Below are 20,274 nucleotides of genomic sequence, written 5' to 3' on the forward strand. Positions count from 1 at the left end.
TGCACACATTGAGAGCTGATTAACCGCCGAGGTACGCCTCACGCACCTTCGGATCGGTCAGCAACTGCTCGCCAGTGCCTTGCATCACCACCCGGCCGTTTTCCAGCACATAGGCACGGTCAGCGATCTTCAAGGCCTGGTTGGCGTTCTGCTCCACCAGGAACACCGTCACACCGTCCTTGCGCAGTTGTTCGATGATGTCGAAGATCTGCTGGATGATGATCGGTGCCAGGCCCAGTGAAGGTTCGTCCAGCAGCAACAGCTTGGGCTTGCTCATCAGCGCGCGGCCGATGGCGAGCATTTGCTGTTCGCCGCCGGACATGGTGCCGCCACGCTGGCTGAAGCGCTCCTTGAGCCTGGGGAACAGGTGCAGCACCTTATCCATCTGCTCCTGGTAATCGCCCTTGTCGGTGAAGAACCCGCCCATGGCCAGGTTCTCCTCCACGGTCAGGCGTGAGAACACACGACGGCCTTCGGGCACCACCGCAATGCTCTTGCGCATGATCTGCGAGGAGTGCTGACCCACCAGTTCCTCACCCATGTAGCGGATGCTGCCACTGTGGGCCTGGGGCGAACCGCACAGGGTCATCAACAGGGTCGATTTGCCGGCACCGTTGGCGCCGATCAGCGTGACGATCTCACCCTGGCGCACTTCGACATTGACGCTGTGCAGGGCCTGGATCTTGCCGTAGAAAGTGGAAACGTTTTCGAATTGCAGCATTTTACGCTTCCCCCAAATAGGCTTTGATCACTTCAGGATTATCGCGGATCTGCTCCGGCGTCCCGTCGGCCAACGGCGTGCCCTGGTTGATCACCACGATGTGGTCGGAAATGCTCATGACCAGTTTCATGTCGTGTTCAATCAACAACACCGTGGCGTTGTTTTCCTCACGTAACACGCCGATCAGCGCCTTGAGGTCTTCGGTTTCCTTGGGGTTCAGGCCGGCTGCTGGTTCGTCGAGCATGAGGATCCGCGGACGGGTCATCATGCAGCGGGCGATTTCCAGGCGACGTTGCTGACCGTATGCCAGGGTGCCGGCCGGGCGGTTGGCGAACTCGGTCAGGTTGACCTTGTCCAGCCAGTACTCGGCGTATTCCATGGCCTCGCGTTCGCTCTTGCGGAACGCCGGGGTCTTGAACAGGCCCGCGAAGAAGTTGGTGTTCAGGTGACGGTGCTGGGCAATCAGCAGGTTTTCCACCGCCGTCATGTCCTTGAACAACCGCACGTTCTGGAAGGTCCGCACCACGCCCTTGCGGGCGATCTCGTGACCGGCCAGGCCTTGGATCGGCTGACCGTCCAGCAGGATGCTGCCACCGCTCGGCTTGTAGAAACCGGTGAGGCAGTTGAACACCGTGGTCTTGCCGGCGCCGTTCGGGCCGATCAGTGCCACAACCTGTTTTTCTTTCACGGTCAGGGCTACGCCGTTGACCGCCAGCAAGCCGCCGAAGCGCATGCTCAGATTTTCGACTTTCAGGATCTCGCGGCTCATTTGCGCAGCTCCATGTGTGGACGTTGCATGGGCAGCAGGCCTTGAGGACGCCAGATCATCATCAGCACCATCATTGCGCCGAACATCAACATGCGGTACTCACTGAACTCACGCATCATTTCCGGCAGCAGGATCATCACGATAGCCGCCAGGATCACGCCCAGCTGCGAGCCCATCCCACCCAATACCACGATGGCGAGGATGATCGCCGACTCGATGAAGGTGAACGACTCCGGGGTCACCAGGCCTTGGCGAGCGGCGAAGAAGCTGCCAGCGAAACCGGCGAAGGTTGCCCCGAGGGTGAAGGCCGAAAGCTTGATGACTGTCGGGTTCATGCCCAGTGCACGGCACGCGATTTCATCTTCACGCAGTGCTTCCCATGCCCGGCCAATCGGCATGCGCAGCAGGCGGTTGATCACGAACAGTGCAGCCAGTGCCAGCAACAGCGCCACCAGGTACAGGAACACCACTTTGCTCACCGGGTTGTAGTCGATCCCGAAGTATTCGTGGAACGTCTGCATGCCTTCTGCGGCGCTACGGTCGAACGTCAGGCCGAAGAACGTCGGCTTGGGGATGCTGCTGATACCGTTGGGGCCGCCGGTGATATCGGTGAGGTTACGCAGGAACAGGCGAATGATTTCACCGAAACCCAGGGTCACGATGGCCAGGTAGTCACCGCGCAAACGTAGCACCGGGAAGCCCAGCAGGAAGCCGAACGTGGCCGCCGCCATGCCCGCCAAAGGCAGACAGATCCAGAAGCCCCAGCCCAGGTAGTGCGAGAGCAGCGCGTAGGTGTAGGCACCCACGGCGTAGAAGCCCACGTAACCCAGGTCGAGCAAGCCGGCCAGGCCGACCACGATGTTCAGGCCAAGGCCCAGCAACACGTAGATCAAGATCAGGGTGGCGATATCGACCGCACCGCGCGAGCCGAAGAACGGCCAGATCAACGCGGCCACGATCAGACCGATGATGATGTAGCGCTGGGTGCGCGGCAGGGTCAGGAATTGGCTGACCTTGGGCGATACCAACGGGCCACGGTTGCCCTTGAACAGGGCGCCGACCTGCTGGGTGAACAGCACGCGCAGGAACATCAGCACCGAGCACAGGGCGATGATGGTCAGGGTCACGGGACCGGTGCCATGCACTTCCAGGTTGATGCCGACAATGCTCAGCTTGAGGCCGAGCACGGGGAACGCAACCGCCCAAACCAACAGCGCGCTGAAAAACGCCGATTTAAGATATCTGCTCATACTTTCTCAACCTCCGGACGGCCCAGGATGCCGGTCGGACGGAACAACAGCACCAGAACCAACAGGCCGAACGCCACGACGTCCTTGTACTGGTCGCCGAAGATATCGGCACCAAAGGCTTCAGCCACACCCAGCACCAGGCCACCGAGCATGGCGCCCGGAATACTGCCGATGCCGCCCAAAACCGCCGCGGTAAAGGCCTTGAGGCCTACCAGGAAACCGGCGTTGGGGTTGATCACGCCGTACTGCATGCTCAGCAGCACCGCCGCAACGGCCGCCAGTGCAGCACCGATCACGAAGGTCAGGGCGATGATGTTGTTGGTGTTGATGCCCAGCAGGTTGGCCATCTTGATGTCTTCGGCGCAGGCCCGGCAGGCGCGTCCCAGACGGGAGCGGGAAATGAACAGAGTCAGGCCGAGCATCGCCACCAGGGTGACGACGAAAACCAAAATCTGCATATAGGAAATCAGGACTTCTTCCGCGCCACCCGGGCCGAAGGAGAAGCTCCCCGGAATCAGGTTGGGGATGGATTTATCCTTCGAATCTTGGGACAGCAATACGGTGTTCTGTAGGAAAATCGACATGCCGATGGCGGAAATCAGCGGAATCAGACGGTTGCTGCCACGCAAGGGACGGTAGGCAACCCGCTCGATACTGTAGCCATAGGCACTGGTCACGACGATCGACGCCAGGAACGCGGCGGTCATCAACAGCGGCAGGGAGTGGATACCCATCATGGCCAACCCGGCAAGGGCGATAAAGGCCACGTAGGAGCCAATCATGTACACCTCGCCATGGGCGAAGTTGATCATTCCAATGATGCCGTAAACCATTGTGTAGCCAATGGCTATCAAGGCATAGGTGCTGCCAATGGTCAGGCCATTAACCAGCTGTTGGAAAAAATGATAGATCTCAGGCATTACAGCGCTCCTAAAAACCCGATACGCATTTCACTGGTGGAGTCATTTCCGGCCTGTGCCCTGTTCTGTGACCAGGTTGCACAAAGCGTTTGCCAGCGAACCGCTGGTGACGGTTTTAAGATTTTCAGGTGAGCCAGCGCCCGGATCGCGGGTGACAGGCCCATAAACCTCGTAAAACAAAGCCCACTGCTCTCACAGTGGGCTTGTTGGACCAGTAACGCCTGGCTTACTGAGGGGAAACTTCGGTTTTTGGTTTACCGAAGTGCCATTCGTAGACCACGAATTTGAAGTCCTTCAGGTCGCCTTTGGCGTCGAAGCTCAGGTCGCCGGTAGGGGTCTTGAAGGTACCCGCGTGGATGGCGGCTGCCACTTTGGCGGTGTCTTCGCTCTTCGCTGCGGCGATACCGCCGGCGATCACTTCGATGGCCGAGTAGGCTGGGAACACGAACGGACCGGTTGGGTCCTGCTTGTTCTTGGCGAACTCTTCAACGATGGCTTTGTTGGCCGGGTCGGTGTCGAAGGACTTCGGCAGGGTGACCAGCAGGCCTTCGGAAGCGCCCTGGGCGATTTGCGAGATGGAGTCGTTGCCGACGCCTTCCGGGCCCATGAACTTGGCGTTCAGGCCTTTTTCCTTGGCTTGGCGCAGAATCAGGCCCAGCTCAGGGTGGTAGCCGCCGTAGTAGACGAAGTCGACGTTGGCTTGCTTGAGTTTCTGGATGATCGAGGAGAAGTCTTTGTCGCCGGCGTTCAGGCCTTCGAAGACAGCAACCTTGGTGCCTTTCTTCTCGAGGGTCTGCTTGACGGCGGTGGCGATGCCTTCACCGTATTGCTGCTTGTCATGCAGTACGGCAACGATCTTCGGCTTCACGTGGTCGGCGATGTAGTTGCCGGCGGCCGGGCCCTGGGCGCTGTCCAGGCCGATGGTGCGGAAGATCAGCTTGTAGCCACGGGCGGTGATTTCCGGGCTGGTGGCAGCCGGGGTAATCATGATCACGCCTTCGTCTTCATAGATGTCGGAGGCAGGTTGAGTGGAGCTGGAGCAGAGGTGGCCGACCACGAACTTGACGCCGTCGTTGACCACTTTGTTGGCGACGGCAACGGCTTGTTTAGGGTCGCAAGCGTCGTCGTATTCCTTGGCCTCAAGCATCTTGCCGTCGACGCCGCCCTTGGCGTTGATGTCGGCGATGGCTTGTTTGGCACCCATGAATTGCATGTCGCCGTATTGCGTCACTGGACCGGTCTTAGGCCCTGCGATACCGATCTTGATGGTGTCGGCTGCGAACGAATGGCCGGCAACCCCAGCCAGGACCATAGCGGCAAACAGTTTGGAAATCTGCTTAGTAGCCTTATTCATAGTGCTCCACTCTTACTGTTGTATTTTTTATAGTTCTAGCGGCCTTGTGAGCTGCAGAACCGGATCAGATATCTCGGATATCCCCCCGGCAGTGCCCTGGCAACTGTACCGGTACAGTGTAGAGCGCCGGTTGATCGCTTGAAAAGCTGGCTGCTGGGGGCAAAACCCGGGTATGTCGCTTAAATGAAAGAAAAAGACAGAATTGCGGCGGGGTGATGCCAGAGTTTCGGGCAATCCTTGGCTTTCCTGACACTTTCTCTCGGTGACTCATTTGCAACTGGGTTTTTCTACCCGGGCCACGACGTTATGATTGCGCCGTTTTTTACTCAGGTGAATTCCCATGACGCAAGAGCCTAGCACCCTCTATGCCAAGCTGCTCGGTGAAACCGCCGAAATATCCTGGAAGGAGCTTGAGCCATTCTTTGCCAAGGGTGCCCTATTGTGGGTCGACGCTGGCCTGGATTTGATCGAAGCCGCCGAGGGAATGGCCGAGGACAACCGCGACAAAGTCGCTGCCTGGCTGGCCTCTGGCAGCCTGGGCGAAGTGTCTGCGACGCGGGCGCTGGACCTGGTGGAGCGTGATCCAAGCCTGTGGGCGGTGGTGGTTTCGCCGTGGATCCTGATCCAGGAAAGGGCAGCGTCTTCCAAGTAGGCACTGAAACGGTGCGTGATTTTCAGGTTTGAAAGTGTGTAGCGGGGTAACCGCTGGCGCCGTGATGGCATCTTGCCGTGGAGAAAGGTCACAGCCCAGGGTGACGCGTACGTCATGGGAACAGTTTTTCCACCGTCCACAGGGTGGAAGAATTGTTTCTCAGTGTTTAAAAAGCCTGGCGATTGTCGGATCGGGACAGTAGGAAGCGCTGAAATTCCGGTAAAGTGCGCAGCCTGTCACCCGGAGCCCACCATGCCGTCAACGCTGCCCCCCTCAGCGAAACCCTCGCACCAGCTGCTTTACCTTATCTACGGTAAACAAGATGTTTACCGACGCGAAGCCAAATTCAGCATCCTCTCTGCCTTGGCTCAGCTCAAGCCGGGTGAGTCGCTGTGTATCCGGGTCATGACCGATCGGCCCCAGGATTTCATCGGCTGGCCGGTGGAAACTACCGAGCTGGACGAGCAGACCCTGACCCAGTGGCAGGGCGACAACGGTTACCTCCACCGGCGCAAGGCCTGTGCAATCGCCCAAGGCTTGACGCTGGCGGACAAAACCCTGTTTGTCGATACGGATACGGTATTCCTCAAGTCCCCTCATCGCGTGTTCGATTTGATCGAGCCCGGCCAGTATGTGATGGACGAGTTCGAGTACGACTGGCGCTATGTCTGCCAGCGCCCGGACTACCTCAAGCTGGGCCAGCACCTGCACGCCCACGGCATTTCTGCCAGTAACAGCTTCAGGCTCTACAACAGTGGCCTGTGTGGTGTCCGTGATACGGATACGCCGCTGCTTGAAACCTCGATCCGCCTGATCGACGAGTGGACCCAGGGTTCATTCGACATCCACACCATTGAGCAAGTCGCGATTTCCTTCGCGATGCAGGGCAAGACGGTGCGCGAGGCCAGGAAGTTCGTTCATCACTATTACGCTGACAAGCGCTTCTTCCACGCCATGCAGGCGCATTTTTTCAGCCTTCATGGTGAAACCTTCAGCCCCGAGCTGGTGCTGCGTTGCCTTGACGTACCGCAGTTCAAGCCTATGCCATCGGCGTGGCAGCGACTGAGCATCAAATGGAAGCTGCGAAATCAGCGCAAGCATGTAAAACGGGTGGGTCGCGACTTGCTCTACGGCAGCGCCGCGCCTGCGAACCCCTATTACGACGTGTGCCGACAAGGCTGGTGGGAATCGGCCTCGCGTGAAATTCGCGGTTGGGATGAGGCTGAACAGAACACGTTCTTCGGAACGCAAGCCCCTAGCTGGCCGAAGCAATTGCCCCGGCCTGCCAAGTCTGCAGACGAGCATGCCATCGTCGCCTACCTGCAGCAACGACGAGCCTCGTGAAACAGTGACGGCGCCAAACGGCGCCGTCGCTACGCGTCAGGCGGTCTTGCCCGTGTGGTTATTCAACGAAATAACCTTGGTCTTGCCGATGCGGTGACGGTAGATCTCACGCAGGTACTTGATCGACTTCTTCACGCAATCCCGTGACAGGCGAATGTCATTGATCGACACGAACTTGTCTTTGTCGTTGATCAGCTCGCGGTACTTCTTCTCATACATCGGCTTGATCGCGTACCAGTTGGTATCGAGGATCTTCGCCGGGTTTTCGAACTCGTTGAGCAGCTCGTCGATACGGTCCTCGTCGAAGTCCTCGTGGATGATGAAATCCAGGATCGAGTTGTCCAGCGTGTCATCGAAGCGGTACGGGTTGCGCGCAAAGCAGCGTTTGATAAATGCCACGATCAGCGTAAGAAAATCGTCCGACAGGCACGGGCTCTTGGCGATCAAGGTGGTCAGCGACAAGTTGGCCGAGGCACCGATCACCAGGGCATAGCGCTTGAGCGTGGTGTTGGGAAACAGGCTGTTGAGGTGGGTCTTGAGCCGGTTCAGGTCCATGTAGGACAGCTTATAGTCCTTGGGCAACGAGACAATCGACACCACCGACGAACAGTTCTTGAAGAAGTGCAGGTCGTGCAACGCGGCTGCGTCGTAGCCCGAATTCTTGTACTGCTCCAGCGAGGCCTTGTAGCGCTTGGATTCGATCGGCAGCAGGCTGATGCCTTCGATGGCCTGGGTGACCTTGTTGAAGTGCGGCAGGTCGATGGAGCGGAAGAACAGGTCATCGATGTTCAGGCGTTGCGGCTCTTTGTCGAACACCTTGAACTTGTCACTCGACGGCGCCGGGGTTTCCGGGACGACGGATTCTGCGTAGGCAATCGCCACCGGGCCGGCCAGGCTCATGAACAGGTCGTTGGCATCCAGGCGGATGGTTTCGCCGATGTCGATCCCGGCACGACGGAAGTAATTCTGGTCATAGTCGGTGGTCACGGCCTGGGCGGTGAGGATGTTGAAGATCTGCTGGGAAATGTATTGGTTGGCGTGTTTTTCCATGGCATTGACGTCAATGTTCTGGATGTTGCCGTCATCGCTTTCTTCGGCATAACGCATGATGTCGTTGGAGATCAGCATCATCGCATTCCACGGCCGGATGCGCCCCTTCACGCTGGCTTCGCTGCTGTCTTCGTTGGCGAAGTTGTACGAGAAATCCCATTCTTCCGACAGGTATTTGCACAGCAGTCGTCCGGCGTTGATGTGCAGCGCCTCGGACATTTCGCTGCGGTGGTCGGAGATGTTCGGCAGCACGCAAATGCCGCTGGTGAAGATCGGTTCGAACACAAAGGCATGGCCGCTTTTGCTGTCGTGCTCGTCGGCGGGCTTGGTGTCGAACGTCTTGTTCATGTACGAGTGCTGCTGGGCCAGGCCGAACTCCGAGGCCATGCCCGAGCCGGTGCCGCCGCCGGCGCTGAAGATCGAGAAATACAGGCGCGACTGGTTCGCCTTGATGCCGCAAGAGTCGATCAGGTACGAATGAATCATCTTCCAGTCGGGGCTGGAAAAACGCTGAGTGTCTTTGTTGAGGATGATCTTGGCCAGGTACTGGCCGAGGATCGGCGCGTTACCGGCGCCACCGGCATGGACTTCCGAGAGGTCCATGATTTTCATCTTGCTGTAGTCGCGCAAAAAGCCGCTTTTTTCACCCTTGCGCGAGAAACGGATGCGCCCGGCGATGTCTTTGTCCAGGTCGCCGAGCATCACCAGCGGTTCCACCAGGAACACCGGTTTGCTGGCCTTGCCGCCGCCCAGGCGCAGGTTGTTGCGGATCCACTGAGCGGGGCTATAGCCCTTGTCTTGCGACTTATCTTCGTTGCTGAATTCGTTCAGGTAGAACTTGCGCGCGTTGTACACCAGCTCTGCTACATCCAGCGCGATGTTGGAACCGCAGCGGCCCAGGCCGATCAGGCAGACCGAGGGAAATTCCTGCTCGTTGCGCGGGTCGTTGTCGCCTTCCAGGTGGGGCGGGCGCGGGAACACCATATCGCGCAGGCCGTCGAGGTTGTCGAGGATGCGGTCGGTATTGGTTTCGGTGAAGTACAGGTATTGCTGGGTAGCCAGCGGGCGGGCGCTGCTCAATGACTTTGAACCTGAGGGCTTGTCCGCAGGAGCTGGGAGCAACACGTCGGATACCACGGTGGCAGAGTTATTTTTAGAAGTCATTGTGCGCCATGTGCCTGGGCGGATGGCTGAAATGTATCAAAGGGCCATCACGGAATGGGAGTTCGCGACTTTACAGTGCGTCCTTGTCCTGGGCGAGTGGGCTAAACCCTAGTGTTTTCGGGGGAAAACCTGGCCGGACTCTGATGAATCGGCCGTTCGTCGGCGTTCTTTAGACAAATGATGGCTAAATGCCAAAGTTTCGGCGTCAGCGAATTGGCCTGACGATGGACGTGGAGCCGCCTCGGTTTGGAGAAGGCTCTTTCGGCGAGTTGCTGTCCTTGGTGACCACCCCGCTCGGTGAGTGGAGGGGGTTGCGCATGTTGATGCCTTGCATCACACCGATGATGTCACTGGCCGGCACCGCCGGACTCAGCAGGTAACCCTGAACGAAATCACAGCCATGCTTGTGCAGCAGCTCAAATTGGGCCTGGGTTTCGACGCCTTCGGTCACCACTTGCAAATGCAGGGTGTGGGCCATGCCGATCACCGCCTGGACGATCTCGATATCCGCGGTGGACTTGGGAATATCCTGGATAAACGAGCGGTCGATCTTCAGCGTGTTGAGTGGCAAGCGCTTGAGGTAAGCAAGGGACGAGTAGCCGGTGCCGAAGTCGTCAATGGCCAGCGACACGCCCAGCGCGCGGATCTGCCGCAACAATGCCAAGGTGCTGCTGATGTTGCCCATCAGGGCGTTTTCGGTGACTTCCAGCTCTAGGCGGTTGGCGCCGATCCCGCTGAAGCGCAACGCGTCTTCGATTTCATCCGCCAGCTCATCGCGGGCCAGGTTCAGGGCCGAGCAGTTCACCGCCATGGTCAGGTCGGTGTATCCCCGTTCCGACAGCAGGCTCAGGTCATGACAGGCTTGGCGCAGTACCCAGTGGTCCAGTTCGGCAATCAGGCCGTTGCTTTCGGCGATGCCGATAAAGCGGTCCGGGGCCAGTAAGCCGTGCTGTGGATGTTGCCAGCGCACCAGGGCTTCCAGCCGCGTGACCTTGCCCAGTTTCATGTCGAAGATCGGTTGATAGAACAGCACCAGTTGGTTACGGGTGCGCAGGGCGCCGCGCAATTCTTCTTCCAGTTGCAGTTCGAGGAAGGCGCGGGTTTTCAGGTTGGAGCTGAAGAAGTTCAGGCTGTTGCGCCCGGCATCCTTGGATTGATACAGCGCCAGGTCGGCGGTTTTCAGCAGTTCTTCGCAGGTCAGGCCATCATCGGGGAACAGGCTGATGCCGATGCTGGTGGTCATCACCATACGCCGGCCGGCCAGTTCGATGGGTTCTTTCATCTGCTGCATGATGCGCTGGGCCAGGTGCCGGGCTTCGTCACGGTGGTGGATGCTGATCAGGATGCAGAACTCATCGCCGCCAAACCGCGCGACCACATCGGCGTGGCTGCGCACCGAGCCTTTGATGTGCCCGGCCAGCACGGTGAGCAATTGGTCGCCGGCGTCATGCCCGAGGCTGTCGTTGATGCGTTTGAAGTGGTCGATATCGAGGAAGATCACCGCCATCATGCCGTGGGAGGCGGTTTTTTCAGCGAGCTTTTCCGCAAAGATCTGGTTGAAGCCGCGGCGGTTGAGCAGGCTGGTCAAGGCGTCGTAATGGGCCACCTGCTGCAGCGAGGCGCGGGCCTGATCCAGTTCACTGAGCAAGGCGTTGACCCGGCGCAGGTCACGTTCCTTGTGCTGCAGCTTCTTGTCGGCCAGGGCCGCGCTGATGCTGCTGCCGATGACCAGCAGCGTGATGACGGCCACCGACAGGCCCAGTTGAATCGGGTTGTTGTCCAGTGGCAGCGACAAGTCCGCCCCGGTCGGCACCATCAGGCGCATGGCGGCCATGCCGGTGAAGTGCATGCTGAGAATGCCGGCGCCGAGCACCAGGCTGGCGGCATATTTAAGCAACTGGTGGAACACTCCGGCACCGTTGCGCAGGTAACTCGACAGCAGCAAGGCCGCCAGGCTGGCGCCGATGGCAATGCCGATCGAGGCCAGAAACAGCCGCGTTTCGAAATACACCTGGGCCTGGGAACGCATGGCCGACATGCCGACGTAATGCATCAGGGCGATGCCGATGCCCATCCAGACCGACGCCAGCAAATACTGGTGGAAGCGCAGGTGGGGATGACTGAGGGTTTGCATGGCGATCAACGACGCGATCAGCGCGATCAGCAAGGACGCGAACGTCATGAACAGTTCGTAATGGATGGCGATGGGGGCCTGGAAGGCCAGCATGCTGATGAAATGGGTCGACCAGATCCCGCCTGCCAGGCAACCGGCACCGAGCCAGCGCCAGTGTCGGCGTGCGGTGGGGTCTTCGACATGGCCGACCCGTTCGGCCATGTCCAGCGTGCCGAAACCCGCCGCGCAGGCGACCAGATAGGCCAGAAGCACCAAAAAGGGGTTATGACTGCAATTGAGTAATAAGTGCCCGCTCTCTGGAAGCTCGGTAAAAAAATGCAGACCCAGCCATTCCATAGCATGTCCCGTCATAGCGTCACGTCACTGCCTACGGCGATGACCTATGAGGACCAGTGTAGACGCGTAGGAAAATTCGCAAGGCGTAATGGCACTTTGCTTCTCTACGATTTTGGCATTCTACCCATAGCGTTTGATGCTAAGCGCTGATGGGCAGGTCCAATTCGAATGGTGCTTCCAGCGGCGCCAGGCCAAACGCGGCGCGGGCTGCATCGCAATCGGCGTTGTGCACGCCCTCATACCAGGAGGACTCGAACTCGCGGCACACGCTGGAGCGTTGCTCGTAGATCGTGCAGCGGGTGCCTTGGCCTACTTCCCCTTCAAGGCTGCAGCAGCGCGCCGGTTTCTGATCGGTGCCGATCATCGCCACGCGGGTGGGGTTGATCTGCACCACCAGGTCATCAGGCACTGTGCCACCCGACGAGGCGCACTCGCCCCAGAAGAAAGACACACGAAAGTGTGAACAGCAGGCACCGCAATTCAGACACGGACTGGCTTCGGACATGGGCGTCATCGATAAGAAAAGTAGGAGTGGGGTGTTACGGAAGGCTCGCCATTCTATCCGGGCCATGGCCGTTGGGAAGGGGGGCACGCACTTATATTTTTGTAGGCGAAGTCCCGTGCTGCCGGGCGAAATCATGCCCTATCAGCTTTACGAATCATTACAGACAACCGGGTGCCGTCTGACTATGTTGCAGGTACCGGGCAGGATGCATCGGGCATCGCAGCTCTCATAACAATAAAAGAGACGGACCCATGCAGAACTCGACCCAAGCGGCGAATGCCTGGCGCATTCTGTTCCTGCTGTTCCTGGCCAACCTGTTCAACTTCTTCGACCGCACGATTCCGGCGATCATCATCGAGCCAATCCGCATGGAATGGCACCTGAGCGACTTCCAGCTCGGCATCATCGGTACCGCGTTCACCATCGTCTACGCCATTGCCGGCTTGCCGCTCGGGCGCCTGGCCGACACCGGTTCACGTAGCAAACTGATGGGCTGGGGCCTGTTCGCCTGGAGCGGGCTGACGGCGGTCAATGGCATGGTCGGCAGTTTCTGGACGTTTTTGCTGGTGCGCATGGGCATCGGCATTGGCGAAGCCAGCTATGCACCGGCGGCCAACTCGCTGATTGGCGACCTGTTCCCGGCACACCGTCGCGCGCGGGCGATGGGCATTTTCATGCTGGGCCTGCCGTTGGGGCTGTTGCTGGCGTTCTTCACCATTGGCTGGATGGTCAAGGCGTTCGACAGCTGGCGCGCGCCGTTCTTTATCGCGGCGGTACCGGGGATGATCCTGGCGGTGTTCATGTTCTATATCAAGGAGCCCAAGCGCGGCGCCGCCGAAACCGTGCAGGTTTCCCAGGAGCGCGTCGACCGCCCGATCCGCCGCGTGCTGGCGGTGCCGACCTTCCTGTGGCTGGTGTTGGCCGGGTTGTGCTTCAACTTTGCGACCTATGCCTGCAACTCGTTCCTGGTGCCGATGCTGCAGCGTTATTTCCTGATGCCGTTGCAGGAAGCTGCCGTTGCCACGGGTGTGATCGTCGGGTTGACCGGCCTGGTAGGCCTGACGCTAGGCGGCTGGGTCGCCGACAAGATTCATCAGCGCGTTGCCAATGGTCGCCTGTTGTTCGCCGCGTTCAGCCTGATCATCTCCACCGTGACCACCGCCTGGGCGTTGCACGCCGGGCGCATCGAGATTGGCGTGTTCGTGGCGCTGTTCAGCGTGGGCTGGTTGTTCGCCTATAACTTCTACACCTGCGTGTACACGGCGATTCAGGACGTGGTCGAGCCGCGCTTGCGGGCCACGGCCATGGCGCTGTTTTTTGCCGGGCTGTACTTGCTGGGCGGTGGGATGGGGCCGATCGTGGTGGGCGGGCTTTCCGACCATTTCGCCCACTCGGCGATGTATGCGGCGGGGGCGGAGCAGATGACCGAAGCTTATAAAGCGGTGGGGTTGCATGACGCCATGTACCTGATTCCGGTGGCGCTGTTCTTGACCATGTTGTTTCTGTTCCAGGCGTCGCGCAGCTTTGTGCGGGATGCCAAGAAGATGAAGGAGGGGTTGAGCGGGGTGGAGGTGCCGGCTGCTGCGGCTGTAGCTTGAAACCGAGGTGACTTCATCGCAGGCAAGCCAGCTCCCACATTTGACTGCATTCCAACATTGGAACTCGGTCAACTGTGGGAGCTGGCTTGCCTGCGATGAGGCCCTCAAGGCCTATAAAAAAGGCCCGCATTGCGCGGGCCTTCTTTTTACTAGCCTGCGACCAGGACTCGAATCGCTTCCAAGCGCAGAGCTGCTTTATCAAGCATCGCCAACCCTTGCTCACGTTGGGCACGCAGGGCCACCAACTCACTGTCACGCACGGTCGGGTTGACCGCTTGCAACGCGGTCAGGCGCGCCAGTTCTTCGTCGGTGTCCGCCGCCAGGCGACGCTTGGCCTCGGCCACGCGCTCGGCATGTTGCGGGGTGATCTTCTCTTCACCGGCGTTGATCCGTGGCGTCAGCTGGTCGCGCTGGGCCTGGATGAACTTGTTGGCGCTGGCCCGTGGCACGCTTTCCAACTGGTCATTGAGGGTCACGAATGACACGCGGCTCGACAGGTCGTTGCCATTGGCATCCAGCAGGCAGCGCAGGGCAGCCGGCGGCAGGTAGCGGCCCAATTGCAGTGAGCGTGGGGCAACCACTTCGCTGACGTAGAGCAGTTCCAGCAACACGGTGCCAGGCTTCAGCGCCTTGTTCTTGATCAGCGCCACGGCGGTGTTGCCCATGGAGCCGGACAGCACCAGGTCCATGCCGCCTTGCACCATCGGGTGTTCCCAGGTGATGAACTGCATGTCTTCGCGTGACAGCGCCTGGTTGCGGTCGTAGGTGATGGTCACGCCTTCGTCGTCACCCAGGGGGAAGCTGGCGTCGAGCATCTTTTCGCTGGGCTTGAGGATCAGCGCGTTTTCCGAATGGTCTTCGCTGTCGATGCCGAACGCGTCGAACAGGGTTTCCATGTAGATCGGCAGGGCGAACTGGTCGTCTTGCTCAAGGATATCTTCGACCAGCGCATCACCTTCACCCGCGCCGCCGGAGTTGAGTTCCAGCAGGCGGTCGCGACCAGTGTGCAGCTCTTCTTCAAGACGCTCGCGCTCGGCACGGGCCTCGTCGATCAGGGCTTGCCACTCGCCGTCGTCGGCGTTCTCCAGCAGCGGCAGCAGGCGTGGGCCGAACTGATGCTGCAAGGCGTTGCCGGTCGGGCAGGTGTTGAGGAAGGCGTTCAGCGCTTCGTGGTACCACTGGAACAGACGCTCTTGCGGGCTGGTTTCCAGGTACGGCACGTGCAGTTCGATCACGTGTTTCTGGCCGATCCGGTCCAGACGGCCGATCCGCTGTTCCAGCAGGTCGGGGTGGGATGGCAGGTCGAACAGCACCAAGTGGTGGGAGAACTGGAAGTTGCGGCCTTCACTGCCGATTTCCGAGCAGATCAGCACCTGGGCGCCAAACTCCTCATCAGCGAAGTAGGCGGCGGCGCGGTCACGTTCGAGGATGTTCATGCCCTCGTGGAACACCGTGGCCGGAATGCCGGAGCGCACGCGCAGCGCGTCTTCCAGGTCCATCGCGGTTTCGGCGTGGGCGCAGATCACCAGGACCTTGGTGCGCTTGAGCATTTTGAGCTGGTCGATCAGCCACTCGACGCGCGGGTCGAAGCGCCACCAGCGGTTTTCTTCTTCAATGTCCGGCTGCGACTGGAAGCTGACTTCCGGGTACAGCTCGGCGTGCTCGCCCAGCGGCAACTCGAGGTATTCGTCCGGGTTTGGCAACGGGTAGGCGTGCAGCTTGCGCTCCGGGAAACCCTGCACGGCGGCGCGGGTGTTGCGAAACAGCACGCGGCCGGTGCCGTGACGGTCGAGCAACTCGCGCACCAGGCGTGCGCTGGCTTCGGTGTCGCCATCGTTGACGGCGGTCAGCAGGGCTTCGCCTTCGTCACCGAGGAAACCCAGGATGGTCTTGTGTGCGGCAGGGGAGAGACGCCCCTTGTCGAGCAGCTCCTGCACGGCTTCGGCGACCGGGCGATAGTTCTCGCTCTCGGCGCGGAAGGCGGCGAGGTCGTGGAAACGGTTCGGGTCCAGCAGGCGCAGCCGTGCGAAGTGGCTGTCCTGGCCCAATTGCTCCGGGGTGGCGGTCAGCAGCAGTACGCCAGGAATCACTTCGGCCAGTTGTTCGACCAGTGCGTATTCAGGGCTGGCCTTTTCTTCGTGCCAGACCAGGTGGTGGGCTTCGTCGACCACGAGCAAGTCCCAGCCGGCGGCGAACAGTGCGTCCTGGGCCTTCTCGTCGTCCACCAGCCACTCCAGGGCTACCAGCGCAAGCTGTGTATCTTCGAACGGGTTGGTGGCATCACTTTCGATAAAGCGTTCTTCGTCAAACAGGGCAACTTGCAGGTTGAAGCGGCGGCGCATTTCCACCAGCCACTGGTGCTGCAGGTTCTCCGGCACTAGGATCAGCACGCGGTTGGCGCGGCCCGACAGCAGTTGGCGATGGATCACCAGGCCGGCTTCGATGGTTTTACCCAGGCCCACTTCGTCGGCCAGCAATACCCGTGGCGCGATACGGTCAGCGACTTCACGGGCAATGTGCAGCTGGTGCGCAATAGGTTGCGCACGCACGCCACCCAGGCCCCACAGCGAGGACTGCAATTGGCGGCTGGTGTGTTCCAGGGTGTGGTAGCGCAGCGAGAACCAGGCCAGCGGGTCGATCTGCCCGGCGAACAGACGGTCGCTGGCCAGGCGGAACTGGATAAAGTTGGACAGTTGGGTTTCCGGTAGGGTGACCTGCTCGTTCTGCCCATTGAGGCCGTGGTACACCAGCAGGCCGTCGACGTCGTCGACTTCCTGTACGGTCATTTTCCAGCCTTCGAAGTGGGTGATGCTGTCACCCGGCGAAAACCTCACGCGAGTGAGGGGCGCATTCCGTAGCGCATACTGGCGGGTGTCGCCAGTGGCCGGATAGAGCACGGTCAACAAGCGCCCGTCCTGTGCCAGAACGGTGCCTAACCCCAGCTCTGCTTCGCTGTCACTAATCCAGCGTTGCCCCGGTTGATACTGCTGCGCCATGCTGCCTGACTCCCGCCGTGAAAAAGCCGACTATCTTAACGGAACAAGCCCTCACGCCCAAGGACTCTGACAAAAACTACTCCGTTTACGTGGGGGGCCGGAAGCCGAATCGACGGGTGGCGGGCACTTGGGAGTGTCGACTGGGTCACAGGTTGGCGAGCCCGGGCTCAAGTCGCCCTGCCACCCGCCGAAAGCCTGTTGATCAGGAGAATAATCACTATGCTGCCACCCATGCTGCCCGTCAGCGTTGTGCCGGTGACGTCACAACTCGATCCGGTGCGCCAGAAGCCGGATATCCCGCCCGTGGTGCCAGTTCAACCGGGCTCCAACGAGAGCACGATCGACTTGAAAAAGGGCGATGCCGAGACGTCGGCTTTTTTGCTGCGCGAAGAACAGCGCCGCCAGCAGGAACAGCAGAAGCGTCGGCGTGAAGCCGACGAAGACCCGGAGCAGCACCTGGCCATTCCGGGGGATGTGCTCAACGCCGACAACACCGTGCCGGTGGTGCCGCTGATCGAAGATGCCCCGCGCCAGGGCTTGTGGGTGGACGTCGAGGTTTAGTCGCGCAATTCCCGTAGGGCGGTTATCAACAGCTCGATATCCTGTTCATTGTTGAACGGACTGACTGAAATCCGCGCCACGCTTTCCAGGCCCCGTGCCTGCATATCCAGTGGCGTGTAGGCCACGCCATTGGCGCCGATATTGATGCGTTTCAGGCCCAGGCGCCGCTTCAGTTCGAATGCATCCCAGCCGGCCAGGTTGAAGGCGATCAAGCCTGATTGCCGGGTGCCCAGGTCATGCAGGGTAATGCCCGCCATCCCACGCAATTCGTCGCGGATTCGCCCGGCGGTTTGCGACACCCTTTCCCAGACGCGCTCGATGCCCAGGCGATTCATCTCCTGTAGCGCATTACCTAGGCCTGCGAGCAAGGCGAATGAGGTCTCGCTGGTCTCAAAGCGCCGGGCGTCATGGCGCAGGTCAAAACCCTGGGCGGTCCATGGCGCGGAAAACACGTCGCGCTGGGCCGGGTTCAAGCGCTCAAGAAAGTCCGGTCGCACATACAACAGCGCGGTGCCGCGTGGGCCACGCAGGTGTTTGCGTCCGGCTGACTTGAGCACGTCGCACTGCAACGCTTGCACATCCACGGGCACCTGGCCGACAGCTTGGCCGGCGTCGATGAAGTAGGGGATGGCATGCCGCCTCGCCACTTCACCGATGGCCTGGGCGGGGTTGATCAGGCCGCCATTGGCCGGTAGCCAGGTGAGGTCGATCAGCTTGACGTGTGCATCGATCATCGATTCCAGCGCCAGCGGGCAAACGGCGCCGGTTTCGTCGCAAGGGATGATTTCTACCCGTGCACCGGCGTGCACTGCCAGCTCCATGCTGGCCAGGTTGCCGCCCCATTCGTGGCGGCCCACCAGAATGCGATCGCCCGGTTGCCAAGGCGCCAAGGCCTGGAACGCCAGGCTCCAGGCGGTCGAGCCGCTGCTGGCAAAGGCAATCGAGGCAGCAGGGGCATTGAGCAGTTGCGCGGCGGCACGGCGGGCTTTTTCCACCAGCACCGCGCCATGTTCGCCGGCTTCCATCGGGCCGTCGCGAGCTTCGCGTTGCAGTTGCTCGATGATTGCGTCGAGGGTCGCCTGGCTGGGCAGGGATGCGCCGGCAGGGTTGAAGTGCACGATGCCGGATTGGCAGCCCGGCGTGTCGTCCCGCAGTTGCTGGACTTCGAGCGGGCTCACGGGCGTAACTCGAAAATGGCATCCACCTCCACGGCCACGCCGGCCGGCAGGCTAGAGACGCCCACGGCGGTGCGCACATGTCGGCCTTGTTCGCCAAGGGCGTTGACCAGCAGGTTGGAAGCGCCATTGGCGACCACGCTCTGTTGTTTGAAATCAGCGCTGCTGGCGATGAACACACCCAGGCGCACGGTGCGCACCAGGCGCGACAGGTCGTCGCCCAGGGCATTGCTCAATTGCCCCAGCAGGCCCAAAGCCGCCAATTGCGCCGCCTGTGCGCCTTCCTCATCGCTGAGGGATTCGCCCAGGCGACCGATGTAGGCGGGTTTACCGTCGACCAGGGGAATTTGTCCCGAAACGAAGAGGTGGTTTTGGCTGATGACGTGGTTGATGTAGTTGGCAATTGGCTGGCTGGGGGTAGGCAGCGTGAGGCCAAGGGCTTGAACGCGCTGGCGGATGGAGTCGCTCATGGTGAATCCTCTGGGGTCGGGAGGTTTCAGCATGTTGTTTGCACCGAGGGGCGGCAAACGGATAGATCTCACGCGACGTATCGAAATAACTCACGCGTCGGCGCAAGCTTCCTTCAACCACTGGCTGAAGCACGTGGCGGCTTCGTTGGCGGGGCCTGGGGGCGCGATGAGCCAGTAGCCGATGTCGCTGTGATAGGGCGGCCAGTCGAACGCTTCCACCAGGCTGCCGTCCTGTAATCGGCGCTCGATCAGGCGATGGCGGCCCATGGCGATGCCTTGTCCGGCCACGGCGGCTTCGACCACGATGTTGTAGTCGTGCAGCATTACGCGGGGATGGTGGGTGAGGTCGACCTGGTAGTGCGTGGACCAATCGGTCCATTCAAAGGGGCGGTGCGAAGTGGCCATCAGCAACGGGCTGTCCTGGCGTGCCTTGAACGACGGGCTGCACACCGGGGAGATGATCTCGGGCATGAGTCGCGTGGCCTGGACATCGGGCCAATCACCCTTGCCGTAGCGGATGGCCAGGTCGACCTCGGCGCCCGTGACATTCGCCAACTGGATCGCCGGCAACAACTCCACCTGGATATGTGGGTAGCGGTTTAGAAACCCGGCCAGGCGCGGTGCCAGCCACAGCGTGGCGAACGATGCCAGTAAACCGATGCGTAATACGGTGGCGCTGGGGGCAACCCGCTGGGCGCGAGTGGCGGCGGCGATGGCATCGAGGGCGGGGCGGATTTCTTCGTAGTACTGTTGGCCGTCGACGGTCAGGTCGATCGCGCGGGTGCGTCGGATAAACAGAGGTTTGCCCAGGTGTTGCTCAAGTTTCTGCACCTGATGACTCAGGGCGCTCTGGGTTACTGACAACTCATTCGCCGCTTTGATAAAACTCAAATGCCGCGCCACGGCTTCGAAGGCACGCAGTGCCAGCAATGGCGGGAGGTCCTTGTGCAGTGCCACTTGAGAGCGTCTCCGGGTTCGGGAAAGGCCTCGATTTTGTGCGATGGCCTGCCTTTTGTCGCCCGCTGATTTGCCGTTGAGCGGGGGAGGCCGCATTATTGAGCCATTCCCTTCCACGACGTAAGCCAAGCCATGAGTGAAGACGACAAGCTGATCGACCTGAATGCCGAACGCGCCAAGCGTGTGCATGACCTCAATGACAAGCGCCTGAATGAAGTGCGCCAGGCATTTGAACACGCGATGCCACTGGGCAAAGTGAAGAAAAAGCCGAAGAGCAAACCGAAAAAGCGTTGAAACAACCTGCATCCCTTGATGCAG

General features: G+C 60.3%; 17 protein-coding genes. 5 read left to right on the forward strand and 12 right to left on the reverse strand.

What is annotated here, in order from left to right:
* Positions 1-19: 19 nt before the first annotated feature.
* From HX793_RS13235 to HX793_RS13255, 5 genes are all read right to left on the reverse strand, one after another.
* On the reverse strand, positions 20-721 hold the full coding sequence (locus HX793_RS13235) for an ABC transporter ATP-binding protein (protein WP_177050887.1): 702 nt from the start codon (positions 719-721) through the stop codon (positions 20-22).
* Position 722: 1 nt separating this feature from the next.
* Entirely contained in the window at positions 723-1,490 is a 768-nt protein-coding gene (livG, locus tag HX793_RS13240; RefSeq protein WP_012722652.1) for a high-affinity branched-chain amino acid ABC transporter ATP-binding protein LivG, read from the reverse strand.
* The gene (locus HX793_RS13245; protein WP_016975068.1) at positions 1,487-2,740 is read right to left on the reverse strand and encodes a high-affinity branched-chain amino acid ABC transporter permease LivM; all 1,254 of its coding nucleotides are present in this window, start codon (positions 2,738-2,740) and stop codon (positions 1,487-1,489) included. The genes livG and HX793_RS13245 overlap by 4 nt, the downstream gene beginning before the upstream one ends.
* Complete coding sequence (livH, locus tag HX793_RS13250) at positions 2,737-3,660, reverse strand: high-affinity branched-chain amino acid ABC transporter permease LivH (RefSeq protein ID WP_003172375.1); 924 nt, start codon at positions 3,658-3,660, stop codon at positions 2,737-2,739. The genes HX793_RS13245 and livH overlap by 4 nt, the downstream gene beginning before the upstream one ends.
* Positions 3,661-3,886: 226 nt before the next feature.
* Positions 3,887-5,014, reverse strand: coding sequence for a branched-chain amino acid ABC transporter substrate-binding protein (locus HX793_RS13255; protein ID WP_016975069.1), 1,128 nt, complete (start codon positions 5,012-5,014; stop codon positions 3,887-3,889).
* 340 nt (positions 5,015-5,354) lie between these two features.
* Between HX793_RS13255 and HX793_RS13260 the strand changes: the two genes are divergently transcribed.
* Positions 5,355-5,666 (forward strand): DUF2288 domain-containing protein, encoded by a 312-nt coding sequence (locus tag HX793_RS13260; RefSeq protein WP_177050889.1) that lies wholly within the window; start codon positions 5,355-5,357, stop codon positions 5,664-5,666.
* 252 nt (positions 5,667-5,918) lie between these two features.
* Positions 5,919-7,010: a hypothetical protein gene (locus HX793_RS13265; RefSeq protein ID WP_016975071.1), complete on the forward strand. Its 1,092-nt coding sequence runs from the start codon at positions 5,919-5,921 to the stop codon at positions 7,008-7,010.
* Positions 7,011-7,046: 36 nt separating this feature from the next.
* Here the strand turns inward: HX793_RS13265 and HX793_RS13270 are convergent, their stop codons facing one another.
* The 3 genes from HX793_RS13270 to HX793_RS13280 all read right to left on the reverse strand — a co-directional run bounded on the left by HX793_RS13270 (position 7,047) and on the right by HX793_RS13280 (position 12,199).
* Positions 7,047-9,224 (reverse strand): hypothetical protein, encoded by a 2,178-nt coding sequence (locus HX793_RS13270; protein ID WP_016975072.1) that lies wholly within the window; start codon positions 9,222-9,224, stop codon positions 7,047-7,049.
* Between the two features lie 205 nt (positions 9,225-9,429).
* Positions 9,430-11,694 (reverse strand): putative bifunctional diguanylate cyclase/phosphodiesterase, encoded by a 2,265-nt coding sequence (locus HX793_RS13275; protein ID WP_025999639.1) that lies wholly within the window; start codon positions 11,692-11,694, stop codon positions 9,430-9,432.
* Positions 11,695-11,833: 139 nt separating this feature from the next.
* A complete protein-coding gene (locus HX793_RS13280; protein ID WP_016975074.1) occupies positions 11,834-12,199 on the reverse strand; it encodes a YkgJ family cysteine cluster protein in 366 nt (121 codons plus the stop codon).
* Between the two features lie 251 nt (positions 12,200-12,450).
* Between HX793_RS13280 and HX793_RS13285 the strand changes: the two genes are divergently transcribed.
* A complete protein-coding gene (locus HX793_RS13285) occupies positions 12,451-13,797 on the forward strand; it encodes a spinster family MFS transporter (RefSeq protein WP_177050891.1) in 1,347 nt (448 codons plus the stop codon).
* A gap of 149 nt (positions 13,798-13,946) precedes the next feature.
* Here HX793_RS13285 and rapA read toward each other — a convergent pair whose 3' ends face one another.
* Positions 13,947-16,793 (reverse strand): RNA polymerase-associated protein RapA, encoded by a 2,847-nt coding sequence (gene rapA, locus HX793_RS13290; RefSeq protein ID WP_177050892.1) that lies wholly within the window; start codon positions 16,791-16,793, stop codon positions 13,947-13,949.
* A 219-nt stretch (positions 16,794-17,012) separates the two neighbouring features.
* On the opposite strand from rapA, the gene HX793_RS13295 reads away from it, so the two are divergent.
* Positions 17,013-17,354, forward strand: a complete 342-nt coding sequence (locus HX793_RS13295; RefSeq protein WP_016975077.1) for a hypothetical protein — start codon at positions 17,013-17,015, stop codon at positions 17,352-17,354.
* Here the strand turns inward: HX793_RS13295 and HX793_RS13300 are convergent.
* The 3 genes from HX793_RS13300 to HX793_RS13310 form a co-directional block, all read right to left on the reverse strand.
* On the reverse strand, positions 17,351-18,532 hold the full coding sequence (locus tag HX793_RS13300) for an aminotransferase class V-fold PLP-dependent enzyme (protein WP_177050894.1): 1,182 nt from the start codon (positions 18,530-18,532) through the stop codon (positions 17,351-17,353). The two genes, HX793_RS13295 and HX793_RS13300, sit on opposite strands and share 4 nt — an antisense overlap.
* Positions 18,529-18,999 carry a RidA family protein gene (locus tag HX793_RS13305; RefSeq protein WP_177050896.1) on the reverse strand — a complete coding sequence of 157 codons (471 nt, stop codon included), beginning with the start codon at positions 18,997-18,999 and terminating at the stop codon, positions 18,529-18,531. Before HX793_RS13305 ends, HX793_RS13300 begins: the two co-directional genes overlap by 4 nt.
* Before the next feature lie 90 nt (positions 19,000-19,089).
* Complete coding sequence (locus HX793_RS13310; RefSeq protein WP_177050897.1) at positions 19,090-19,956, reverse strand: LysR substrate-binding domain-containing protein; 867 nt, start codon at positions 19,954-19,956, stop codon at positions 19,090-19,092.
* Positions 19,957-20,088: 132 nt separating this feature from the next.
* Between HX793_RS13310 and HX793_RS13315 the strand changes: the two genes are divergently transcribed.
* A complete protein-coding gene (locus HX793_RS13315) occupies positions 20,089-20,250 on the forward strand; it encodes a hypothetical protein (protein WP_177050899.1) in 162 nt (53 codons plus the stop codon).
* The last annotated feature ends 24 nt before the right edge of the window (positions 20,251-20,274 follow it).

The organism is Pseudomonas reactans (assembly GCF_013387025.1).
Lineage (GTDB): Bacteria > Pseudomonadota > Gammaproteobacteria > Pseudomonadales > Pseudomonadaceae > Aquipseudomonas > Aquipseudomonas reactans.

Bases quoted from the DNA above. Each gene is read 5' to 3' on its own strand.
- HX793_RS13235 (WP_177050887.1), bottom strand. From the start codon at position 721: ATGCTGCAATTCGAAAACGTTTCCACTTTCTACGGCAAGATCCAGGCC.
- livG (WP_012722652.1), bottom strand. From the start codon at position 1,490: ATGAGCCGCGAGATCCTGAAAGTCGAAAATCTGAGCATGCGCTTCGGC.
- HX793_RS13245 (WP_016975068.1), bottom strand. From the start codon at position 2,740: ATGAGCAGATATCTTAAATCGGCGTTTTTCAGCGCGCTGTTGGTTTGG.
- livH (WP_003172375.1), bottom strand. From the start codon at position 3,660: ATGCCTGAGATCTATCATTTTTTCCAACAGCTGGTTAATGGCCTGACC.
- HX793_RS13255 (WP_016975069.1), bottom strand. From the start codon at position 5,014: ATGAATAAGGCTACTAAGCAGATTTCCAAACTGTTTGCCGCTATGGTC.
- HX793_RS13260 (WP_177050889.1), top strand. From the start codon at position 5,355: ATGACGCAAGAGCCTAGCACCCTCTATGCCAAGCTGCTCGGTGAAACC.
- HX793_RS13265 (WP_016975071.1), top strand. From the start codon at position 5,919: ATGCCGTCAACGCTGCCCCCCTCAGCGAAACCCTCGCACCAGCTGCTT.
- HX793_RS13270 (WP_016975072.1), bottom strand. From the start codon at position 9,224: ATGACTTCTAAAAATAACTCTGCCACCGTGGTATCCGACGTGTTGCTC.
- HX793_RS13275 (WP_025999639.1), bottom strand. From the start codon at position 11,694: ATGGAATGGCTGGGTCTGCATTTTTTTACCGAGCTTCCAGAGAGCGGG.
- HX793_RS13280 (WP_016975074.1), bottom strand. From the start codon at position 12,199: ATGTCCGAAGCCAGTCCGTGTCTGAATTGCGGTGCCTGCTGTTCACAC.
- HX793_RS13285 (WP_177050891.1), top strand. From the start codon at position 12,451: ATGCAGAACTCGACCCAAGCGGCGAATGCCTGGCGCATTCTGTTCCTG.
- rapA (WP_177050892.1), bottom strand. From the start codon at position 16,793: ATGGCGCAGCAGTATCAACCGGGGCAACGCTGGATTAGTGACAGCGAA.
- HX793_RS13295 (WP_016975077.1), top strand. From the start codon at position 17,013: ATGCTGCCACCCATGCTGCCCGTCAGCGTTGTGCCGGTGACGTCACAA.
- HX793_RS13305 (WP_177050896.1), bottom strand. From the start codon at position 18,999: ATGAGCGACTCCATCCGCCAGCGCGTTCAAGCCCTTGGCCTCACGCTG.
- HX793_RS13315 (WP_177050899.1), top strand. From the start codon at position 20,089: ATGAGTGAAGACGACAAGCTGATCGACCTGAATGCCGAACGCGCCAAG.